Origin of the sequence: Ralstonia sp. ASV6, assembly GCF_016429285.1 — a bacterium.
Taxonomy (GTDB): Bacteria; Pseudomonadota; Gammaproteobacteria; order Burkholderiales; family Burkholderiaceae; genus Ralstonia; species Ralstonia flaminis.
The window spans coordinates 49,979-70,592 of sequence record NZ_JAELUI010000001.1 but is presented as its reverse complement, the minus strand read 5'-3'; the positions used below and the strand labels follow the sequence as shown (position 1 = coordinate 70,592).

Here is a 20,614-nt window from a genome sequence, read left to right as displayed (position 1 = left end):
GATGATCGAATACCGAACCAACCTACGCCAGCGATACAACCACCCCAACATCGTCGTCGCAGTTGCCTCGGACTTGGGGATAGGGTTCGACTGGATTCTGTCTTATTTTGAAGGGGAAGTCGCTGCCGGAGTTGTTTTCAGCGACAACCAACTGGTGCAGATAGGCTGGATGATGGTGAAGCTGTGCCAGGACTCACGCGGCGATCTGGAGGTGTGGGAGCCAAGGTTCGATTCCGTACCGATCAATTGGACGCGAGGAGCCAGTACAACTATCCGTCACTTGATGCTTCAGCGAGAAACCTGTGCTCAACTGGGCGTTGATCCCGTGTTTCCTGCGCTGAATCAGTCCGGTGTTGTGTCGGCAGATTTCTTTAGCAGCGACAAGTTCTACATGGAGCGGGAGCTTGTCGACGTTGCCACGGATTCTGGATGGCTATTTAAGGACCCTGAGCCAGCGGGCGGAAAGCATTGTTCGCTATTCGAGATCGCAGTTGGCCGCTCCGAGGTGGTGGCATTCCTTGCATTGCCGGTTGGGACTTCCGTCTCCTACGACAAGTCAGGTATCGAAATTTCTCTCGGTGATCGGAGAGTTTCGTCGTCCACCAATGAATTTATCGCGAGGCTGGTTAAGTAGCCGGCAAAGGAAGCTGGCTCATTGAGGTAGCTATGGCAGGACCATCGTTTAGGCCAGACGAGTACGAGAAACTATCCAAGCTGCAAAGATGGATTTATCGAGTGTGCGTTTTATTTGGCTTGGCTGTTATTGGATTATTTCTAATCAAGGCCAGGTTTTTTTGAGGGAGAATTTGTAGAAAATATCTCACTTTTTCCATCTGATAATATCTTTAAACGGCGCACATATTGAGTGAAGACAAAGGGGTTTCTTGGCATATCATGGGGGCATCAATTGGTTCTTCTCCTCAAACGAAAAAGCAAAAAATCATCTGGTGGACATGTTTTGCAATTGGCATGATTTTCATCGCCTATGTGATTTTGAAGAATGTTTTTGGCTGGCAGTAGGCGGCGTGGCATGGAGGCGAATGACTGATGCTCAGTTGAGCCGCGCAGAGCTCTCTTGCAACGTTGAGACACCAACAAGGTGAATTGGCGAAAAGTGGTTGACCTTAGCAGCGTGGTGCTCGCTCCCTGGGTGTTGTTCATCGGAGGAGGAGCCTTTCGGTTGGTTGGAGTCCCTCTGACCGAGCGACACTTTGCCTACTTGGCCCTGGTGTGCACATTCCAGTCGCTGGCGTTTGCGCTTTGGTTCGGGTTCCTTCAATGGAAGACGCAGAAGCGCAAACGAGAATCTAAGTGAACCCATTCGCATGCCTTGACCGAGCAGTAGAGCATCCAGGCTGGAAAGGCATTGCTTTTCGCTTGACCTGCTGTTTGGTCGTCATGGGTGCCACCTATTGGCTTCGTGATTGGATGCTGTGGCTCAACGCGAACGTGCTCCACAGCGATAGCGTCGTTCCGAGTGAGGCAAAGCATCACGGTGTTGTCGTTGTCATGACACTCGTTGGGGCGATTTGGCTGGCACTGGAACTTATTCACGCAGTCCGGCTGCTTCGCCGTCAGTACCAACATAAGAAAGGCAGCCCGGAATGAGAGCCGGTTGGTTGCTCATCAAAGCGGTTCTCTCTCCTTGGCTGCTATTGGCTGGATTGGCTTTCTTTCGCGCCTTGGGATTTGCTCTAACTACCAAACACTTTGTGGCGTTGGCCTATTTCTGCCTGTTCTGGTCAATGGTCATCGCCGCATATCTAAGTGTCCTGTCCTTCGTGAGAAGCCGTGAAGACCAAAAAGATAAGAGAGGGGTTGGAAGGTGAAGTTTTCGCTGTCTAACGCACCGTCCGCAGTGGGGCACGGAGCGGAAAATCAGGTTGGGAACAACCTACACGGCCCACGCAGCGCAAGAATTGCGGTCGTGGGTGCCGTACTCGTCGCGACCACGACGCTTTCCGGCTGTGGTTGGTTCATCTTTGGCAAGTACGAAGCGCCTGCACTGCCGACGGAACAAACCACGCGTGTCACATTCCAGAACGACTACAGTTCCACGGCGCACTTGCTGATTGCAGAGACGCCGGGCAACTGTGAATCAGCTGACAAACGTATCGGATGGCAGCCAAATGGAATGATGCCGTACCGGGAGGCTGCGACCTTTGCGGTGCCACGCGGCGAGCCGGTCCGCATTGACATCTACGACCAAGGGGAAAACGGCGCCACGTGGTGGCATTGTTTTGTGCCGAACGTCTACACCTTTGACCGCGCTGAGGTCACGCTGCGTTTCGTGCGCGCACCTGGTGGTTGCAAGGTTGAGATGAGCGATGCTGGCGGGGAACCGATTACGCAGAAAGTCGAGAAGTTCGACAAGGAAAAGTGCTTCCCCACGCAGCAGCCCATCTCCAGCCGCACTAACTGAGCCGTAACCCTCTAACAATTCCAAATCATGTTGTCTGTCGTTTCCCGCGCGGCCGCGCTCTACGTCGGCACGCTTAGCTCGCTCGCACTCGCGCAAGTCGCGCCTGCACCCATCACCGGCCCTGGTCCCGAAGTCCAGCGCTTGCAAGAGCAGCAGGCCGAGCAAGCGCGTGAGCGTGCCAATGCACGCCCAGACGTTTTCACGCCACCGGCACCAGCACAGGCTATCTCCCTATCAGCGCTGCCGAAGGAGACGCCATGTTTCCAGATTGAGGGCATCGTGCTGGAGGACAACGTCTTCTCGTGGTTGCCGGACCTGCTCAAGCCCGTCAACGGCCAATGTGTTGGCAAGCAGGGGTTGGAGGCTATTGAGCTGCAGGCAAACAATGCCCTGATTGAGCGCGGCTATGTCACCTCGCGGGTGCTTATCCCGAAGCAGAACTTGGCCAGCGGTACGTTGCTGCTCAAAGTGCTGCCGGGGCGCATTGGGGCTATTCGCAATGCTTCGGACGACAACATCGGTTGGGCACACATGGTGTTGCTCGCTGGTCCAGGAGACTTGCTGAACCAGCGTGATTTGGACCAAGCGCTAGAGAGCATCCGTCGCCTGCCGGGCCAGTCGCAGACGAGCTTCGACATCGTTCCTGGTGAGCGCGTCGGCGAATCAGACATCGTGCTCAAGCCGGGCACGGATAAGCGCTGGCACGCGTCGCTGTCGGCGGACAACACGGGCCTGAAGTCGACCGGCAAGTATCAGATGAGCGGTTCGCTGGTCATCGACTCGCCGCTGCATCTCTACGACCAGTTGTCGATTTCCGCGTCTTCCAATACGGACCGAGGCTCGACAGCTGCGGGCACGCGCTCCTACTCCATCAACTGGAGCGTGCCGATTGGCTATGCCACGCTCTTCGTCGGTGCCAATCGCTCGCGCTACAACCAAACGGTGGCGGGGTTCGAAGAGCCCATCGTCTACAGCGGCAATAGCTCAGAGGTGAATGCCGGCATCAGCGGTGTGCTGCACCGCGACGCGACGTCGCGCACCGGCGCACAGTTCAAGGTCTTCCGCAAAATCAACCGAAACTACCTGGAAGACACTGAGATTGCTGTCCAGCGTCGCGACGTGGTGGGCTACGAGGCCTCGATGTCGCATCGCCACTACCTCGGGCCGGTTGTGCTTGATGGTGGCTTCGCGTGGCGAGAGACGCTGCCTGACCACTCGAATGTGCCGGGCGTGGTGGTCGGTGACCCTGGCTATGGCGGGCGCTCACAAGTTGAGACCGCCAACGCGAGCCTGTATTGGCCGTTCAGAGTGGCCAGCCAGGTGTTCGAGTACACGAGCAACTGGTCTATCCAGCACGCTCGCACGCGCGTGCTACCCAGCGATTACTTCACCATCGGCAACCGCTATACCGTGCGCGGTTTCGACGGCCAATTGACGCTTGCGGCTGAGGATGGGTGGTTCTGGCGTAACGAACTGGCTTGGCGTGTAGCGGGTCAAGCCGTCTATGTCGGTGTCGATATGGGCAAGGTGCACGGCCCCAGCGCTGAATTCCTGCTTGGCGACAAGTTGGTGGGAGCCGTGGTCGGGGTGCGTGGACGCGTGCCGTCCGGGCCTTACATGGCGTTCAACTACGACGTGTCGTTCGGCTGGCCGCTGTACAAGCCGGCGGGCTTCCGGAGTCAGCAACCGGCGGTCATGGCGCAGGTGGGCGTGGAGTTCTAGTCGGCCTGCCTATGCCTCCCAATACCAAGCTGTCTTGAGGACTCTGGAAGAGGTTTCGTCTCTCCGTGTGCCGTTACGCGATTCGTGGCCGGAAAATAAACCATAAGCTGGCCACAACACCGGGATTTCTTTCCACGTGCGGATAGCGAGATAAAGCATAAGTTGTCCTATCGGCGCGGAATAAAGCATAACGTGTCCAAAAGAAAATCTCCTCGCGCAACGGCATACTATTTTCGGTCGCCTGACCACCGCGCATTGCTCTAGCATGGGGGCGTATGGACGGGTTGCGTCGGGGCGGGGCCGAATTGTGTCCTGGATTTCCAACAGCGCCATCGGCCAATCTCCTGTGGGAGGCGGGGCGACGCGCAAGGTATCCGACCCAGTACCCTGCGTCAGCGCGGCGATGTCCGCATACTGCGGAGAGGAAAAATGCCTCAGCGATTGCACGATATTGTTGGCCGGTTGTACAGGCCGCCGGCTGACGGCATACGGCAAGTGTTCGCGCTATCGCGGGCAGATGCCGAGAGGTTGCCTGCATTGCCGTCGATTGCAATCATCTCTGTTACAGCGCCCGAGCGTCCTCCGGCCAATATCAGCGGCTTCGCTCACATGCTGCGGTTGCGCTTCGCTGACGTCGATTTCCTAAAGCCAGACCTATCTGCGCGAGCGAAAGAAAAGCTTCCACACGCGTTCACCGCTGAGCAAGGTTCTGCCATTCGCGGGTTTGTAGAGGCACTGCCGGACGAAATATCGTCCGTCGTTGTGCACTGCGAAGGCGGATACTCGCGCTCGGCCGCTATCACGTTAGCACTACACAAGCTTTACGGGTACCACGTAGAGCTCCAGCATCTCACGCAGGCTAACCCTTCCATCATTCGCATGCTGACGGGCGATGTCCGAGGACACCATGAGTGGAAGAATGTGCGCCGCTGATGTGTATCAACGCTACTGTTTTGTCGAAACAGCGGCACGCGCATACGGGAGAGCATGATGGCCTCTGAAAATCAAGTCGACCTAGAAATTGCCCTTCGCAAGTTGCATGAACTCGGGCTGGCCGATGGCGACCTTGGTTACGAATATTGGCACCGAGTGGCTCAGTTGCTCAAGCGGGCGGCCAGCATGGAGTCTGAGATTGAGACACTCTCACAAGAGCTCGAAAAGTGCCGTGCGAGGCGGGGCACGTAACAGGACAATGGCCAGCTTCCGCGTGGGGGGCGCGCCGTTAGCCTGACTTCGCTGACCCAATAGATAGGTCGGGCGCAACAGTACACAAGCGCAACGTTGAGCGAACGCGCAGCAAGCTCTACTGTTTGAAGCTTTTCGTACTAAAGATTTCCATCGAACTGCCGCTAAATCGGTATTGCACCCTAGCGGACCGAAAATGGACGTTTTCGACGATTTTCATAAGTACAACGACCCGCAAAACCCCAACAATAACGTCTGTCTTCAGTTGCGGGCGGCGGAGGTTGAGCTCCGTATGCACAAACGCATAAGCAAAAGGAACGATTGGTTCGGATTTGCAGCCGGCCTCATCATGCTTTTCTTTGCTGGTGCGCCGCTTGAGCTGGTTTGGAAATTCGGACTTGGGGAAAAGATAGGTAACCGAGCCCTCTTTTTCTGCTGCGCTGGCGTAGCCCTTGGCCTGTTCCTCCTGACCTCGCCTATTAGGCATCGAGGAAGGCAGCGCGGTTTCGACAGTCAGCTAGCCGCGATAGAAGAGAAGCTCGTTGCTCTAAACTGTCCTTGCGCGTCGCAGAAGCTAGACGGGACGTCGGGCAAATAAGCATAGGAACGACGCGACCAGGGCAGCTCCGCATCTCGCGTGCGCGCCTGTCTGAATGCCTGCAGTGACAACTGCCTAGAACGCTGGACATGATGCTAGTGGCTGTCAGGCGAACCTGCCTCGCATGAAGTTATTGAGACGAGTTTCGGCCTTATGCGTGAGTCGTAGAAAAGCCGCTGCGCACATACAGCGGCTTTTCGGTGTCAGAACTGCGTTGCGTTCTACGGGCAATCTTTATTTAATCAGGAACCGGTCAAAGTTCTTGCCGGCAATCCATGCTGGCGCTCGACCTCGACCTGTCCAAGTTGCTCCGGTCTTCGGGTCAATGTACTTCGGCGGAACGGTTCCTCCCTTGCGCTTCTTTGCCTTGGTTGCGAGCCCGAGGTCTTCTGCTGTCAAACCGTACTCGAGCACGATTTGACACACCTGCGCTATAGCCGTTTCAACTTCTGCCGCACGGGCGGCCTCGAGTTGCTCTTCCAACTTGGCTTTCTGAGCGAGCAGGTCTTTGTATGTCGCCATGGTTTTCCTCTGGGTGGTGTGGAATGCGAAGGATAGCGGAATAACGCGGGCAAGAATGATGGCCGTCGCAATGTTTCGGGCACGTGGCTCGCGTCCCTACTGAAGTTATGGGCTGCTCCGGCCCAACCATCTTTCGATAAGAGACGTCGCGCAAATCGTTAAAATTCCACACAAGAGCGCGATACGAAAATCCAGAAGATGGGCTACGGTACGCGACTATCAAAAAATGTGGGTGTCAGAAAAGGATTCCCTATGGCCTTGGCGAAGCTCGCGAGCGCTTTTCTCGCACGTCCGGTCCTATTCATCATCGCATGCGTGGCGGCCGCAATGACCGTAGTTGGCGTCGTGACGTTTGCGCTGTACGAAATGCGGGTCGACGCCCTGGAGCGTGCCCGCGACACGGCTGACAATCTCGCCTTGATTCTGCAGCGTGACATCGAGCGCAATCTGGAGATTTACGAACTCTCGATGGAGGCGGTCGTCGACGGTGTGAAGGACCCTGACGTGCTCCGGCTGCCACCCAAAGTCCAGCAGCAAGTTCTCTTCGACAGGTCGAGCAATGCGAAGGATATGGGTTCGTTGCTGGTGACCGACGCAGCAGGCGACATCGTTATCGATTCCCGGTCGGTGCCGCCCAGAAAGGTCAATCTCGCTGACCGGGACTATTTCCGGATTCACCAGCAGGAGGCGCCCTACATGGGCGTGTATATCAGCCAGCCTTTCTCGCCGCGCACCACCGGCGCAGACCTGTCCATTGGACTCAGTCAACGTCTGGATGATGCACAAGGACAGTTCGCAGGCATTGTTGTGGGGACAATGCGGCTCAATTATTTCCACCGCTTATTTGATGGACTGTCTATGGGCGAGCGTGATTCCATCACGCTGCTGCGAACCGATGGAACGGTTCTCATGCGGCGCCCCTATCATAGCGAAGACGTCGGACGTAACATTGCAAGCGCAGCATCCTTCAAGCCGCTCCTCCAGGCCGATGGGGGCAGCTATCTGGGCACTGCCGCATTAGACGGCACGGAGCGCCTTTACAGCTTCAAGCATATTGGGAAGTACCAACTGATAGTCGTGTTGGGGCTGGCAACAGATGACATCTACGCAGAATGGAGACGGCGGTCCTGGGCCATTGGCGGTGTCATGGGTGCTCTCACTTTGGTCTTCGTCTGGATGACGTTTGCGCTTGCAACGCAGTTCCACCGACGGCTTGAGATGGAGCAGCAACTCCAATTGCTAGCAGACACCGATAGTCTGACTGGTCTCGGCACACGCCGGGCCCTGGATGCCGCCCTTGACGTGGAATTGCGACGTGCAAAGCGCAACAAGCAAGGGCTTGCGGTCTTGATGGCAGACGTCGACAACTTCAAGGCTTTCAACGACCACTATGGGCACATTGCCGGCGATGCAGCGCTATGCGTTGTTGCGCGCTGCATCGCAGAGAGCATCCGCCGTCCTGGGGACTTCGCCGGCCGCTACGGTGGGGAGGAGTTCTGTGTGCTGCTGCCGAATACGGACCTTGCAGGAGGCGTCCGCATAGCGGAGAAGATTCGGCAGGCGGTCGTCGCAGCCAACCAGCTTCACATTGGCACCCCGAGCGGGCACCTGACCGTAAGCATTGGCGTGGCTGCCTATGACAACGATACGAGCTTGGGCACCGCCGAGGAGCAGTTGGTCCACAAAGCCGACCAGCGGTTGTATGAGGCCAAGGCTGCTGGCCGCGATATGGTCATGCCGCAGAACTTACATTTGCGAACTGAGACGTAGCTGGGTGTCCACACGGCACCACTCTGAGACAAATGGTGGCGGTAGTTGACCTGTGGTGCCCTATTGCACACAGTGCAGTCGTATTCGATTATTAGGAGCAACTTGATAACTGGTCGTCCGCCCTAGGGGGAAGTCATGGGGTTTTACATTCGCCAAAGCGTCAGAGTGGGTCCGCTCCGATTCAACTTTTCGAAATCAGGGGTCGGCGTATCAGCCGGTGTAAAAGGCCTCAGGGTCGGAACTGGGCCACGCGGCAACTACATTCATATGGGCGGCGGCGGGCTGTACTACAGAACGACCTTCCCAAAAGGCGGTAGCAGAACACCCGCGCGGGCTCAGCCGTCCTACGTACCAAATCATTCCCACCCACAGCACGAAGCCAATGCGGGAACCGTGGGCCCAATGGAGGAAATTCAGAGCGCTGCCGTGCAGCAATTGGTAGACACGACCTCCGCTGACGTCCTTGCCCAAATCGAACGAAAAAGACGCATTCCAAACTATTGGACGGTCGTCGCACTTGCCTCCGTCATCCTGTTCTTCATGGCGATGAGTAACGGCGTACAAGGTGTCGCCTTGGCGTTGCTGGCCATCCTACTGGTTATGGTCGTCGGTGCCGTGCTCTATTTCAATAAGGTGAGCAAGACTATCGTCTTCTTCTATGACCTAGAGGAGCCAGCTCGCTCGGCGTACGAGGCACTGACAAGGGCCTTCGAGCCCGTATTCCAGGCGAGTAGAAAGTGGCGAATAAATTCGAAGGGTGATGTCCTCAATCGGAAGTACCATGCCGGGGCAGGTCAAGTCGTTTCCAGAAGTGCCTTGACCACTACCGAACATGGCGCCAGCTTCATTAAGACGAATATTCCTGTCCCGTCGTTAGAGGGGAAGCACTTGCAACTCTACTTTTACCCAGACCGAGTTTTGGTCTTCGACGGCCAAAGGGTCGGCGCAATCAATTATTCAGAGCTGCGTGTGGAAACAGCAGTAAGCCGCTTCATTGAAGAAGAAGGCGTTCCCCGCGATAGCCGCGTTGTGGACACCACATGGAAGTACGTGAACAAGAACGGGGGCCCAGACCGCCGGTTCAAGAACAACACGGAAATTCCTGTTGTCGAGTACGAAAAGATTCACTTCTCAAGTGCTTCGGGCCTGAACGAACTCTTTCAGGTTAGCCGTATCGGTGCTGCATATGGAATCGCAAGCGCCATCCGGGCGATGGCTCGGCACAGCAGCAGTCCATAGCCGTCGCTACCTGCTGACGGTCGCCGCCTGCATCATCGTGATTGCCCTAGCGTACTATACCTGTGCCTACTTGTCGGCTTGAGTGGGCAGCCAGGTGGGTCGCGTTGACACACGCACACGTACATGCAGGCCCGAGTCCATCTCGGTAGAGACGTGCGCATTCCTCCGGCTCCAGTTCTTCGTCTCAGTCGCGCATGAGCCTTGCCTCCGTACGCCGGGAAGGCTTGAGAACTCAAAAGTCGAGCATGGACACCGGCGAGCCGCTTCGAGATTCCGGCAAGATGCTAAGCGGCCCTATGCCGATGAATGTTCTCCCAGACACGCGCGGCTCTCGGCTCCACAACATCCCATGCGCCTTGAGCTATACTCACTTGCAGGCCCCGTTGCCGTGTCGCAACCTAGCAACAGGATGGCGCTGTGTCTCGCCTCTGCACAGCATGTAGCCCGTCCGCTACTATTGACAGCGGCCGCACATCTATGCATCAATAGCGGGTTTCTTCAAATTACTGCCCATCGGAGGTTGACATGGCAAACGTCGCGGAAAATATCAAGTTCCAAAATGCGGCTGGCGGCGTGAACTTTGATGGCCTTCTGGCCGGAGTTCGTGCGCTTAAGCCGAAGTGCGCTGAGTGCGGGATTCCGTTGCAAGAATCGATTACCGGTGTGCGCTTTCGCGAAACGGACGAAGGCACAACTGAGAAGCTTTGCCGCGCCTGCGCCGTAACCGAAATCGGCGAAGAGCTGGTTACGACGCTGCCGCGATAACTCCGCACGCACAAACAGCTGGGTAGCTTTGCTACCCAGCTTTTTTTTTGAACATGAAAAAGATATTCATCGAGGACCAGCGCGTCGACTCGTTCTTGGCTGACCTGCGTAACCAGCTGGAGAAAGCAGTCCTGAGTGACGCCAAGGTGCCCATCGAGACGCTGTTCGTGGTCGGCGTGGGGGAGTCGGGCACTCAGATGGCGCAGCGCCTAATCAAGCAATTGAAGGCCACGCCCATCTCAGATTTCAATAACCAGCACATCATGTTCGTCTCCGTTCAAAAGGACGAACAGAAGAGCGGGCAAATCATCGCTGTCATCGATGAAGGCGTGCAGTACACCCTTGATGAAGTATGGCCCCCGGCTGACAACGGCCAACTATCCCGCAGCGTTGCCTTCCTCGTTATCGACGGCGTTTGCCGAAGCGGCCATACGCTGACGTCCGTATACGCCCACCTCCGCAAATTTTCCGCACGCGTGTGGACCTACGCGGTCGCCGTCAACGCAGACTCAGCTTTCATCCCCACCTGGTACGGGTGCCTCTATGAGGGCGGCGAGTACGTAATGCTGGTACGCGACGGGATTACGCCAAACACCGCGTTGTCACACTACTCGACCCAGGGCTCTGGCCCTGGTAGTGGGTCCCCGGCTCTTGTCCTTCGTCCGCCGCTTGAGGGTGACCCCGAGTTCAACGTCGGCGAGTCGGCAACGAGCATTGCCCGTTATAAGAGCGAAGACCGCTACTTCGACGCAACCACGCGCGCCAAACACATCATGGTGCTCGAGTGGAATTCCGTCCCCGTTGGTTTTGTCGCGTATCACATTGAAGACGAGACGCTCTGGATTCACCATATCGTCAGTTGCCAATCGCGCTCGGAACCCGGCGTCGGCACGGCTCTCTATAACCACGTCGAGAACTACGCGAAACTCAGGGGCTGCGAGAACATCTCCCTCTGGGCAATCGAGGACAAGGTCAATTGGTACAAGAAACGCGGATTCGCTGAGTACAACTCGTCGCGCTCCATCACTATCGGCACGAAAGACAAACCAGAAAAATACTTCCTCATGACTAATCGCCTCGTCGGCGATATGGGGCACTACCGCGTCTGACCTGCGCGCTCACAAAGCGTATCTTCAGTAGGGCTCGTTGCGTTTTATCGCTCCGCGCCCGAAAAAATGGCTCCCGGTAGGGAGCCATTCTCTGCCCCACAAGCTCGGCTTCGACAGCGCAATTCTCCGCGACTTGCTTTGCTGGAAGTATTACTTTCCGGATGTCTGTTGACGGTTACGGGGCCAGGACTTACTCCTATCGTAGGGGTACCAATTCGAGCATCTTTCCCGACACCGCTGCACTGGCTATGATGGCAGTCCAATATGTCAGGAGGGGAGTGCAATGTCCGAGAACGAGTTTGCTTTACAGGTGCCATTCGGCACTGATAGCTTCGCTGATAATCCGGAACCGCGTTGTCCATGCCTGCTGCTGCTTGATACGTCCGCCTCCATGGCCGGCTCCGCCATTACGGAACTGAATGCTGGAGTTGTTGCTTTCAAAGACGAGTTGGCCGCAGATTCACTGGCAATGAAGCGCGTGGAAATTGCAGTCGTGACTTTTGGTCCGACCCAAGTCCGCAATACTTTCCAGACCGCGCCGAACTTCATCCCGCCTCATCTGGAGGCCACGGGAGACACGCCCATGGGCTCGGCCATCCGACAGGGCCTTGAGCTGCTGCGTCAACGGAAGGACGAGTATCGAGCAAACGGCATCTCGTTCTATCGTCCCTGGGTGTTTCTTATCACCGATGGCGGCCCGACAGATGAATGGCAATCCGCTGCAGCACTTGTCCGTGAAGGAGAGGCATCGAAGTCGTTCGCATTCTTCGCCGTAGCGGTCGATGGTGCGAACATGGACGTGCTGAAACAGATTTCCGTTCGAGAGCCGCTCAAACTCAACGGACTCAAATTCCGAGAGCTATTCCAATGGCTTTCGAACTCGATGAAGTCCGTATCGCAGTCCACGGTGGGAACCGCGGTCACGCTTCCAGCCCGCACTGGCTGGGAGGTGGTGTGACTTGGCGAGTCATCAACGCCAGTGCAATCGGCACCTCTCATCTGGCTGGCGGCCACCCCTGCCAAGACACGTGCTTTGTCGACAGCCTGAAGGCTCCCGATGGTGCCGAGTACTTGGTGTGCCTAGTATCGGACGGTGCCGGCAGCGCACGGTACGCTGAGCAGGGCTCTGACCTTGCTTGCACTACCGCGATGGCCTGCATTGAGGCAACCGTTGCGCGCGGTGTAGGCGTGTGTGACTCTGATGTCGGCGACTGGGTGGCCGGTGTGCAGGCAGCTGTCCAAAAGGCGGCAGACGCAGTGGGCGCGACGGCTCGTGATTACGCGTGCACACTGCTTGGTGCCATTGTTGGCCAGGGTAGCGCATTGTTCTTTCAAGTGGGCGACGGCGCCATCGTTGTCACGAGCCCCGCCGTCCAAGGAGTCGTCTTCTGGCCAGACGCAGGCCCCTACGCAAACATGACCCACTTCGTGACGGATGACGATGCGTTGGAGAACCTTACTATCGCAAGTGCGCACGTGGACGTTGAAGAGATTGCCTTGTTTAGCGATGGGCTGCAGCGTTTAGCTTTGGCCTTTGAAACGAAACTCCCGCATCAACCATTCTTCGAACCAATGTTTAGCGTGCTCCGCCGCACGCAGTCGAGCGAGTGTGAGGGCCTTAGCACACAGCTCGGGCAGTTCCTCAACAGCCCCCAGGTCAATGAGCGAACGGACGATGACAAGACTTTGATATTGGCCACCCGTAGGACTGTCTGATGGAGCTATTTGACGGGCAAGGCCAGCGCATCGCGTTGGGAAAAGAGTTGGGCCGGGGCGGCGAAGGCACGGTATTCGAAGTGCCTGGGATTGGCACAGAAATCGTCGCCAAGGTCTATCACGAGGCGCTATCCCAGGACAAGCAGGCGAAGCTACGGACCATGGTGGCCCGCGTCGACGACAAGCTCAAGGCGGTCGCTGCGTGGCCGCTGCAGACCTTGCACCCTAAAGCGGGTGGCCCTATTCGCGGCTTCCTTATGCCGAAGGCTCAGTTTGCGGAGCCGCTACACCACCTCTACGGACCAGGTCATCGCAAGCAACGGTTTCCCAACGCTGACTGGGCCTTCCTTGTGCACACCGCGCGCAACGTTGCAGCGGCATTCACGACTGTCCATGGTTCAGGTTGTGTTATCGGCGACATCAACCCGAACTCGGTGTTCGTAGGCCGTAACTCTCTTGCACGCCTTATCGACTGCGACTCCTTCCAAATTCCGAACGGTAACTCGCCATTCCTGTGCGAGGTCGGCGTGCCAAACTTTACAGCGCCGGAGTTGCAGGGACGGTCCAGCTTCCGAGACGTGCTCCGCACGGCCAATCACGACAACTTTGGCTTAGCGTTGTTGGTATTCCACCTTCTGCTCATGGGGCGACATCCGTACTCCGGTCGCTACACAGGCAGTGGGGATATGCCACAGGAGCGCGCCATTCAGGAGTTCCGGTATGCGTTTACAGCGCCTGCCGGTAGCCGTGGGTTGTTACCTCCCCCTAACACTGTCGGACCGGAAATACTGCCACCCGAGATGGCGGCAATGTTCGAGCAAGCATTCACGGAGGTCGGTGCGAAATCCGGGCGACCCACTGCCGCCAACTGGGTGGCAGCCCTAGACGGCGTGAAATCCCAGCTTCGCGCTTGTACCGCGGATAGCGCCCACAAGTATTACGGCGGCCACTCTGGTTGCCCGTGGTGCGAAATCGAACAGCGCGCCAACATCATCTTCTTCGTAGGCCTTATCACCACGCCGGGAGCCAATGCGTCGACATTCGACCTTAGTCGCGTTTGGGCCGCCATCCTGGCGGTGCAAACACCTGGCACTGCGCCAACCCCGGCCGTCGTTGCACCAACCGGGCTAGTGCCAAAGCCTCTGCCGCCCGAAGTGCGAGAGGCACGTACGTGGCAAATCATTCGCCGCGTTGTCGCGGTACTCATCTTCGTAGGCTGCGTGGCGGTCAGCCCATCGATGGCCTTCCTTTCCTTGTTCTTATGCGGCTGGCTCTTCCTTTGGAAGAGCAATGTTGGTCCAGAGCTCAGTCGAAGAAAGGACACGCTGAAAACAGCAAAACAAGTTGCGACAGCGGCATGGGCTCAGTGGGCGGAGATTGCGACCGACAAGGCGTTTCAAGACAAGATAGACCTGCTTAGGAAAGCGCGGCAGGAGTATGAGGAGCTTTCCAACAAATTTGCCGCGGACAAGGTCCAACTACAGAAAAATGCGCGTGAACTGCAACTCCGCCGGTTCCTGGAGCAATTTTTTATCTCGGACTACGACATCCCGGGGGTTGGACCGACGCGCAAGTCGACCTTGGCGTCTTTCGGCATCGAAACAGCGGCGGATGTGTCGTACCACCAAGTGCGTGCCATCAAAGGGTTCGGTGAGCGGTTGACGGGCGAACTGATGAATTGGCGCAAACGCATTGAGAGCCGCTTCGTATTTGACCCAAGCAGGGGCATTGACCCAGCAGACTTGGGACGGCTGCAACAACGCTACACTCAGCTCAAGCGGCAACTCGAATCCCAACTTACCGCTGGGCCTGAACTGCTCAAACGCGAGCGACTGCGCATTGAGCAAGAGCGCAATCTAATGCGTGAGGTAGTGAGCAACGCAAACTTGCAGGTAGCTCAAGCCGAAGCGGATTATCGCGCTATCGCGTAGGGCGGACGGCCGGCGTAACGCAGTGCCATCACTCGGAGACGGTGACGCTCTGGGCCGTCCCTTTGTTGGTCAGCGTGCCATCACACAGTTCAACATCCTGCCCGCGCTGCCAGGTGGCCAACTTTGGTTTGTCCGCGACTTGAACGGGTACCAGCTTGGTGTAATCCGATAGGTAGATGTAGTTTCCCTGCCGGTCCACAGCGCCAACCCAGAATGATGCACACCGCGGTGCTTTCGGAGACTTGGCTACTGCCGCCAATGGTGGCGTAGTGTGTTGCTGTGGCGCTAACTGAGTTGACTCGGCAGTCGGTTGAGCGGCCCGTAGCGCGGCGGCCGCGTTCGCAGCCTGCTGCGCATCCTGTGCCAACCAATCCTTACGGCAGGTGAACTGGCCGTATGAGCTCGCACAAACGCGTCGATTTTCCTGGTGCTCCGCCTCCCTAACCGCGTTCGCTTGGTCCGGGGTCAAATCTTGATGCCTGCATAGTGCGATGTACCGGCCTTGCAAGCACACGCGTAAGTTTTCTTCACGTTCCGCCCGGTCAACTTCGATACGTTGCATTGGTGTGAGCCGACGGTGGTCGCAAAGTGCCAGATACTTTCCCTGAATGCAGGTAGCATAGTTTGCACGTCGTTCCGCCTCGTCGACGGCCGCGGCCTGGTCGGCGGTTAGGTCCTCATGCCGGCAAAGAGCGGGATAGCGCCCATCAAGGCATTTGGCGTAGTTCTGTATCAGCTCCGCGCGGCGCGCAGCATCCAGTTGTTCGGGACTAAGCTGTTCGTGCCTGCATAGCGAGGGATACTTGCCCGAGAGGCAGGTCGCAAGATTGTGGTCGGTTTGTGCGGATGCTGCATTCGACCAAAACGCGAACGCTATAGTCATGCAGCAAAGCACGCGTACGAAGGTCCTCATGGCGCCCCTCCCGGAGCACTCTGAGCCGGAACAGCGGCATCACTCGCGGACTGAGCGGGGTCCGGGTCCGAGCCCTCCTGCACGTACGCCTTGCCGTTGAATTTCATGACTCTGGTTTCACTGGTCGGCAAAGCGATGCCATCGGGACCGCGCTTGATGCCCACCGTGGTCAACTCCACCGGAAAATAGGTGCTACCTCCTCGGACGAACCGCACCTTCACGTCATACTTCTCGCATGCCGCTTTCTTTTCCTGGCAGAAAAACGCTCCTGTCGAATCGGCGCCCGTGTCAAATTGGCCCAACCGGCGAAGCCCTTTTCCTTCAATGCCGAAGATTTCGACCGCACTACCGTACTCGCCTTGGCCAGCCCAAGAGTGGCGAAAGACCAAGCCAGGCCGCTTCTTTCCTACTTCGACAAGCACGATGCTGGATAGGTCGTAGGTACCCCACGAGCCCATCATTCCAAGGTCTTGGATTGGTCCCGCGAGGACTTCTTCGCCTGTCTTCGAGTGAGACGTGATTAGCGCCGACACAGCCACTGCACATGCGTGACAGTCGTACTGCTCGTTCTGGATTGGGACGGCCTGTAGCAGGTACAGGGTGCGCGAGCCATAAGGGATTGGTATCTTGGCCGCCACGGTGCTCTTAAAGAGGCCACTATCCACGGCGGGCAAGCTATTCCCCTTGGGAAAGCGAAAAGAAGCGGCAGCACGTGTTGCCGCGCCTGTAGCTGCATCCAAATCTTTGAGGGCTTTGGCCCCCGTCAGGAAGCCAAAGGGTCTGGGCTCTGCCGCTGGTGTGCTTGTGGCCACGACCGGAGCATTCTTGCTTGGCACCACAATGGACTCGTCGCGCGGTTTGCTGGGCTCTCGCGCTGCGAAAAAGGCTAGCAACCCCAAGATTCCCACAATGCCAACAATGACCGGCAGATTGCTAAAGTTAAAGCCTATCGGGCCTGCACCAGCCGGTGCCTGACTATGAGCTCCGTGCGTACTGGTATCGAACAATCCGGCAACCGCATCCGCTATCGACGCAGGGCACCGATGCGATACGAGTCTGCTGTGAACCTGCGCGGCGGTGCTGCCTTGTCCCCGCAACTCTACTGCCCACTCGACCATGCTTCGTGCGAAGGTGTCCTCTGGGTCAATGTTGTTCGCTGGAGCGCTCTGGTAGCGGCTGGGCCCAGTCGAACGTCTGCGCAAATCGTATGCGTTGCGAGCGGTGTCATTGCCGAGGACAGCGTAGGCCTGTGCCAGCTTTGAGAACTGGTAAGAGGCGCTGTTGTCATGCACTGGATGCACTTGTGCAGCAGCTTGGCGGTAAGCAGACTTGATTTCGGCAGCTGACGCGTTTTCCCGTACGCCCAACACGCCGTAGTAGTTGTCCGTCATGCGCCTTTTTCCTCATGCCTTCATGTCGTGGCAATGTTGTTTTTGTTCTCCGCGGAAGCCCTACCGGCTCGAGCCACGGCGGGGGCGAGCAGTTGCTTTCGCCCCGGTGCCAGTTAGGGTGTCTTTCCCTTATCGCTCGAAGGCGTTGTCGGAGCATTCCGCCTAAGAAGGGTGAAGCCGTAGCACCCAGCCGTCAAATGCCAAGCCGCTCCGAAAGGCGATGGCGGCAACTGGTGGTAGAAGTTGGAAACACCGTACAGCGAGAAAGCCAGGAAGAGCAATCCCGCAAAAAGCATTGCTTGGTCTTCGAAGATGCGAACGTCCACGTACACAATGCAGCTATCAACGATGTAGACCAGGATTGCAGCGGACAAACACATCAAAAGAAACCAGCCGAGCCAATTCGACATGGAGTTCGGCTGATGGAAGCTGGACAACGGATGGTCAATCATCATGGCGATGGCGCAAAGTGGAATCAACAAAACAAAGGCCATTTTGTCCAGGCTTTTGAACATGCTGAATGAGAACATATGAGCTCCGTATGAGGGCTGTCATTGCACTTCAGTCTGAGGCATGTGCATCCATGCGCTAGAGGTCGGGAGTGTCATGCTGGTCGCAATCTTGTCGCCTGACGCTGCGCGACGTGCTTAGGGGTTGCCGTTTCAAGAGCAAATCGTGCGAAGCATCCTAAACGCTGCGACGCAAGCGCCTGCTGCGAATTACCTCAAACCGCCGGAAAGAAATCTCGGATGTCGCCATACACCCCGCTTGTGTGTAGCCGAGTGACTTCGCGGTAAGCCTCTTTCGCGGCGCCGAAGGAAACCATTGGCATGTTTGCCAAGTGCGCTCTCTCAGGCGCACACCAATACGCGTCCAGATTGAAGGACAAATGGTGCCGGCACACAAAAGGGCGGACTGAATATATTGAACAAGCGCCATCTGCCAGGAATGGACAGGGCGCTCCTGTGAACTTCCCCTCAGGATGTCGAACCGGCGCTGGCAGTCGTGTGTATCGTCGGCCCGTTTGTGCTTCGATAATCTGTGCCTCCGTCTCTGTGATGCTGATGTTGATATGGCAACAGGCACTGCAACCACGTTCACAAGCTACGAATGGACCAGCCGCGTCGACAAGCTTGTCGACTAAGGCGTACACCTTGCGCAGTTTGGAACGAGCCCCGCTGTTCATCAAGCCGACCGTCCGTGCAATCGCGTCCTCCTCTTGAAGCAATTCTGGAGAAACGCTGGCCATGAACAGGTCTTGCTGTTGCAGCGCCTCGGCGTACGCCTGCTCCGCATTGGTCGACCCGATAGCATCCTTCTTAGTCATAGGTTCCTGCCCCCTCAGTGGTTATTGCTCCGCCTTTTCATGAACACGGTACGGTGCTCAGTGAGTGCGAAGATGCATCAAGAGCTGTTCGGTCGACATTGGCCCATAAATGCGTTGTCGCTCTCGATACCTGGTGATGGCTGCCTGTGTCCGCGGGCCAGGGTTGCCATCTGCCTGCCCCTTTAGGTAGCCGCGCGCAATGAGCAACCGCTGTACGTCGCGATACATCTCTGCTTCCGTTTGCCGAATAACCGGCATTGCCGCCACCACGGGAGGAAGCCAGTAGGTACCGAAAATATGAAGTGGTGAACTGGGTTGCGCATGGTGGACAAGCCAGCTCGCTGCCGGTGCTGCCGCATCACGAACGCGAGGCACCCATTGGTATGTGCCAAGAACCCCATAGCCTGCGCCGAGCAGGCCTGCTACGGCTCCGGCCAGGCACGCCGCTTTTAGCGGCGCCCAGTTTCGACCGCGCTGGCGGTAGGACTTGGGAACACGTCTGCGGGCAACAGCGCTCACACTCGCACTGAGTGCCCATGCGGCGGGCGAGACGATGAGCGTTCCAAGAACCGCAGCGGTAGCGCCCAGCACAATGCCGCCCACAACGCTGCCGGCACTCAGGGTGGTTCGCATGTAGAAGCTGTCGGCAGCGAAAGCAAAACCGAGCAGAATGGGCGCAGACACGACTAAACCCCAAGCTCCCTTGGAGTTCGCCGGAGAAACCTTGTCCAGAACTTTGCGGACGGAGTTGCCAATCGTGGCGGCTGCATCCACAGAAATGAACCCTCGGGCAACATTCCGAAGTGCGGTATGGCTGTCGCCGAGCTGGTCTTTCGGCAGCTTCGCAATCGCCCTGAGCCCTGCATCCAGCACGGGGACAGCGCAATACTCACCGAACAGCCGCCGTGCCTGCCGCACCGAAAGGCGCTTCGTGCCTTGGGCACTGACGGCATGCGCCAGCTCTGTCGCCAGCAACTGGTCGAAAATGGGGGGCGTAACAATCGGCGTTACTTGAGAGCCAACGCTTGCGACCGTGTATGGCGTCGCTTTCACCTTGACATCAAGCTCAACGACCTCGGCCTCGCCAACGTAGTGCACAACCCAGTTGTCCTCATCGTTGTAGCCCGTTTCAGCCAGTTCGAGCGCGACAAGCCGACGAGCATGCTGAGGACCATATCGGCGCAGGGCGTGTGTCAATGCTGCCCCGGAGAGACCGGAAAGCGCGGGCACATGCCACGCCGGCTTGGCGATGGCCTTCACATGCGTTGTATCAGTAAAGCGGCCGTGTCCGTCACAGGCGGTGCAACGTTGCTTACCGGACCCACCGCAACTCGTGCACACGACTTTGCCAAAGCCGCCACATCCACCGCACGTCTCCTGCACCGACTGCGTGTACGTCTGGTTGTGCCGACCATTCCAGCGGGTGTGGGTAACCATGCGCGTGTGCGTACCACCCCCACCGCAACTTCCACAGCGCCGTTTGCCGTTGCCTCCGCATCCAGAGCAGCGAACGCGGCCGTCACCACCACACGGCTGACAACCTCGGTGCACCGTAAAGGCACCGAAGTCATGGACCAGTTGGTTGTGATGGGAGTGCTCCAGTGAATCGGCCTCATCCGTATCGATGCGCTGCATGAATCGGCCGCGTAGGTCCCGATTGTTATGGGCTTCACGGCAGAGCCCCGACACGTGAGTGTTCAACGCTGACGTGTTGTAGCCAAAGTGTCGGTCCGCAAGGGCTGCGTTGCCGGCCACGGTGTTTTCTGTGAGCTCATGGTCGAAGCACCAAGTCACCAAGCAAGTGGCCATATAGCGCTCGTGGCGCTCTTCGGAAACCGTGAGTTCCCTCTGCTCAAGATGATTGCCAACGAGCAGTTCGCCCAGTGAGTCAAACAGCTTCTTTCCAACTGCGGTGCGCAAAACGGAGGACATTGAGACGAGGTGTTTGGTGTAGTTCTATTTCTCGGCCAGGCTATTCAACACTGGTCGCGCATTCGGTTATCG

At 57.4% G+C, this 20,614-nt stretch carries 21 protein-coding genes and 1 pseudogene; 15 read left to right on the top strand and 7 right to left on the bottom strand.

Annotated features, from left to right (window positions below; all coding sequences use genetic code 11):
- Position 1: 1 nt before the first annotated feature.
- From JHD73_RS00295 to JHD73_RS00270, 6 genes are all read left to right on the top strand, one after another.
- The gene (locus JHD73_RS00295) at positions 2 to 634 is read left to right on the top strand and encodes a hypothetical protein (protein WP_199026618.1); all 633 of its coding nucleotides are present in this window, start codon (positions 2 to 4) and stop codon (positions 632 to 634) included.
- 227 nt (positions 635 to 861) lie between these two features.
- Entirely contained in the window at positions 862 to 1,020 is a 159-nt protein-coding gene (locus JHD73_RS00290) for a hypothetical protein (RefSeq protein WP_199026617.1), read from the top strand.
- Positions 1,021 to 1,311: 291 nt separating this feature from the next.
- Positions 1,312 to 1,608 (top strand): hypothetical protein, encoded by a 297-nt coding sequence (locus tag JHD73_RS00285; RefSeq protein WP_199026616.1) that lies wholly within the window; start codon positions 1,312 to 1,314, stop codon positions 1,606 to 1,608.
- Positions 1,609 to 1,927: 319 nt separating this feature from the next.
- Positions 1,928 to 2,422 carry a hypothetical protein gene (locus JHD73_RS00280; protein ID WP_199026615.1) on the top strand — a complete coding sequence of 165 codons (495 nt, stop codon included), beginning with the start codon at positions 1,928 to 1,930 and terminating at the stop codon, positions 2,420 to 2,422.
- Positions 2,423 to 2,449: 27 nt separating this feature from the next.
- The gene (locus tag JHD73_RS00275; RefSeq protein ID WP_199026614.1) at positions 2,450 to 4,144 is read left to right on the top strand and encodes a ShlB/FhaC/HecB family hemolysin secretion/activation protein; all 1,695 of its coding nucleotides are present in this window, start codon (positions 2,450 to 2,452) and stop codon (positions 4,142 to 4,144) included.
- Between the two features lie 429 nt (positions 4,145 to 4,573).
- Complete coding sequence (locus JHD73_RS00270; protein WP_199026613.1) at positions 4,574 to 5,077, top strand: dual specificity protein phosphatase family protein; 504 nt, start codon at positions 4,574 to 4,576, stop codon at positions 5,075 to 5,077.
- Positions 5,078 to 5,447: 370 nt separating this feature from the next.
- Here JHD73_RS00270 and JHD73_RS00265 read toward each other — a convergent pair whose 3' ends face one another.
- Positions 5,448 to 5,816, bottom strand: a complete 369-nt coding sequence (locus JHD73_RS00265) for a hypothetical protein (RefSeq protein WP_199026612.1) — start codon at positions 5,814 to 5,816, stop codon at positions 5,448 to 5,450.
- Between the two features lie 345 nt (positions 5,817 to 6,161).
- Positions 6,162 to 6,449, bottom strand: coding sequence for an H-NS family nucleoid-associated regulatory protein (locus tag JHD73_RS00260; protein WP_199026611.1), 288 nt, complete (start codon positions 6,447 to 6,449; stop codon positions 6,162 to 6,164).
- A gap of 252 nt (positions 6,450 to 6,701) precedes the next feature.
- Here JHD73_RS00260 and JHD73_RS00255 point away from each other — a divergent pair, with 252 nt between their 5' ends.
- The 8 genes and pseudogenes from JHD73_RS00255 (at position 6,702) to JHD73_RS00225 (ending at position 14,979) form a co-directional block, all read left to right on the top strand.
- Positions 6,702 to 8,219: a sensor domain-containing diguanylate cyclase gene (locus tag JHD73_RS00255; RefSeq protein WP_199026610.1), complete on the top strand. Its 1,518-nt coding sequence runs from the start codon at positions 6,702 to 6,704 to the stop codon at positions 8,217 to 8,219.
- 135 nt (positions 8,220 to 8,354) lie between these two features.
- Positions 8,355 to 8,501 (top strand): annotated as a pseudogene (locus tag JHD73_RS29695) (DUF4236 domain-containing protein); the annotation flags it as partial.
- A gap of 120 nt (positions 8,502 to 8,621) precedes the next feature.
- Positions 8,622 to 9,458, top strand: coding sequence for a hypothetical protein (locus JHD73_RS00250; RefSeq protein ID WP_233176712.1), 837 nt, complete (start codon positions 8,622 to 8,624; stop codon positions 9,456 to 9,458).
- A 525-nt stretch (positions 9,459 to 9,983) separates the two neighbouring features.
- Entirely contained in the window at positions 9,984 to 10,223 is a 240-nt protein-coding gene (locus JHD73_RS00245; RefSeq protein ID WP_199026608.1) for a hypothetical protein, read from the top strand.
- Positions 10,224 to 10,276: 53 nt separating this feature from the next.
- Complete coding sequence (locus JHD73_RS00240; protein ID WP_199026607.1) at positions 10,277 to 11,332, top strand: GNAT family N-acetyltransferase; 1,056 nt, start codon at positions 10,277 to 10,279, stop codon at positions 11,330 to 11,332.
- 283 nt (positions 11,333 to 11,615) lie between these two features.
- Complete coding sequence (locus JHD73_RS00235; RefSeq protein WP_199026606.1) at positions 11,616 to 12,290, top strand: VWA domain-containing protein; 675 nt, start codon at positions 11,616 to 11,618, stop codon at positions 12,288 to 12,290.
- A complete protein-coding gene (locus JHD73_RS00230) occupies positions 12,200 to 13,048 on the top strand; it encodes a PP2C family serine/threonine-protein phosphatase (protein WP_233176711.1) in 849 nt (282 codons plus the stop codon). The genes JHD73_RS00235 and JHD73_RS00230 overlap by 91 nt, the downstream gene beginning before the upstream one ends.
- Positions 13,048 to 14,979: a helix-hairpin-helix domain-containing protein gene (locus JHD73_RS00225; RefSeq protein WP_199026604.1), complete on the top strand. Its 1,932-nt coding sequence runs from the start codon at positions 13,048 to 13,050 to the stop codon at positions 14,977 to 14,979. Before JHD73_RS00230 ends, JHD73_RS00225 begins: the two co-directional genes overlap by 1 nt.
- A 28-nt stretch (positions 14,980 to 15,007) precedes the next feature.
- On the opposite strand, the gene JHD73_RS00220 is transcribed toward JHD73_RS00225, so the two are convergent.
- The 5 genes from JHD73_RS00220 to JHD73_RS00200 form a co-directional block, all read right to left on the bottom strand.
- Complete coding sequence (locus JHD73_RS00220; RefSeq protein WP_199026603.1) at positions 15,008 to 15,892, bottom strand: hypothetical protein; 885 nt, start codon at positions 15,890 to 15,892, stop codon at positions 15,008 to 15,010.
- Complete coding sequence (locus JHD73_RS00215) at positions 15,889 to 17,283, bottom strand: J domain-containing protein (protein ID WP_199026602.1); 1,395 nt, start codon at positions 17,281 to 17,283, stop codon at positions 15,889 to 15,891. The genes JHD73_RS00220 and JHD73_RS00215 overlap by 4 nt, the downstream gene beginning before the upstream one ends.
- Positions 17,284 to 17,396: 113 nt before the next feature.
- Positions 17,397 to 17,813 (bottom strand): hypothetical protein, encoded by a 417-nt coding sequence (locus JHD73_RS00210; protein WP_199026601.1) that lies wholly within the window; start codon positions 17,811 to 17,813, stop codon positions 17,397 to 17,399.
- Positions 17,814 to 18,007: 194 nt separating this feature from the next.
- Positions 18,008 to 18,610: a YkgJ family cysteine cluster protein gene (locus tag JHD73_RS00205; protein WP_199026600.1), complete on the bottom strand. Its 603-nt coding sequence runs from the start codon at positions 18,608 to 18,610 to the stop codon at positions 18,008 to 18,010.
- 57 nt (positions 18,611 to 18,667) lie between these two features.
- On the bottom strand, positions 18,668 to 19,870 hold the full coding sequence (locus JHD73_RS00200; protein ID WP_199026599.1) for a peptidoglycan-binding protein: 1,203 nt from the start codon (positions 19,868 to 19,870) through the stop codon (positions 18,668 to 18,670).
- 24 nt (positions 19,871 to 19,894) lie between these two features.
- Here JHD73_RS00200 and JHD73_RS00195 point away from each other — a divergent pair, with 24 nt between their 5' ends.
- Positions 19,895 to 20,215 (top strand): hypothetical protein, encoded by a 321-nt coding sequence (locus JHD73_RS00195; RefSeq protein ID WP_199026598.1) that lies wholly within the window; start codon positions 19,895 to 19,897, stop codon positions 20,213 to 20,215.
- Positions 20,216 to 20,614 lie beyond the last annotated feature (399 nt).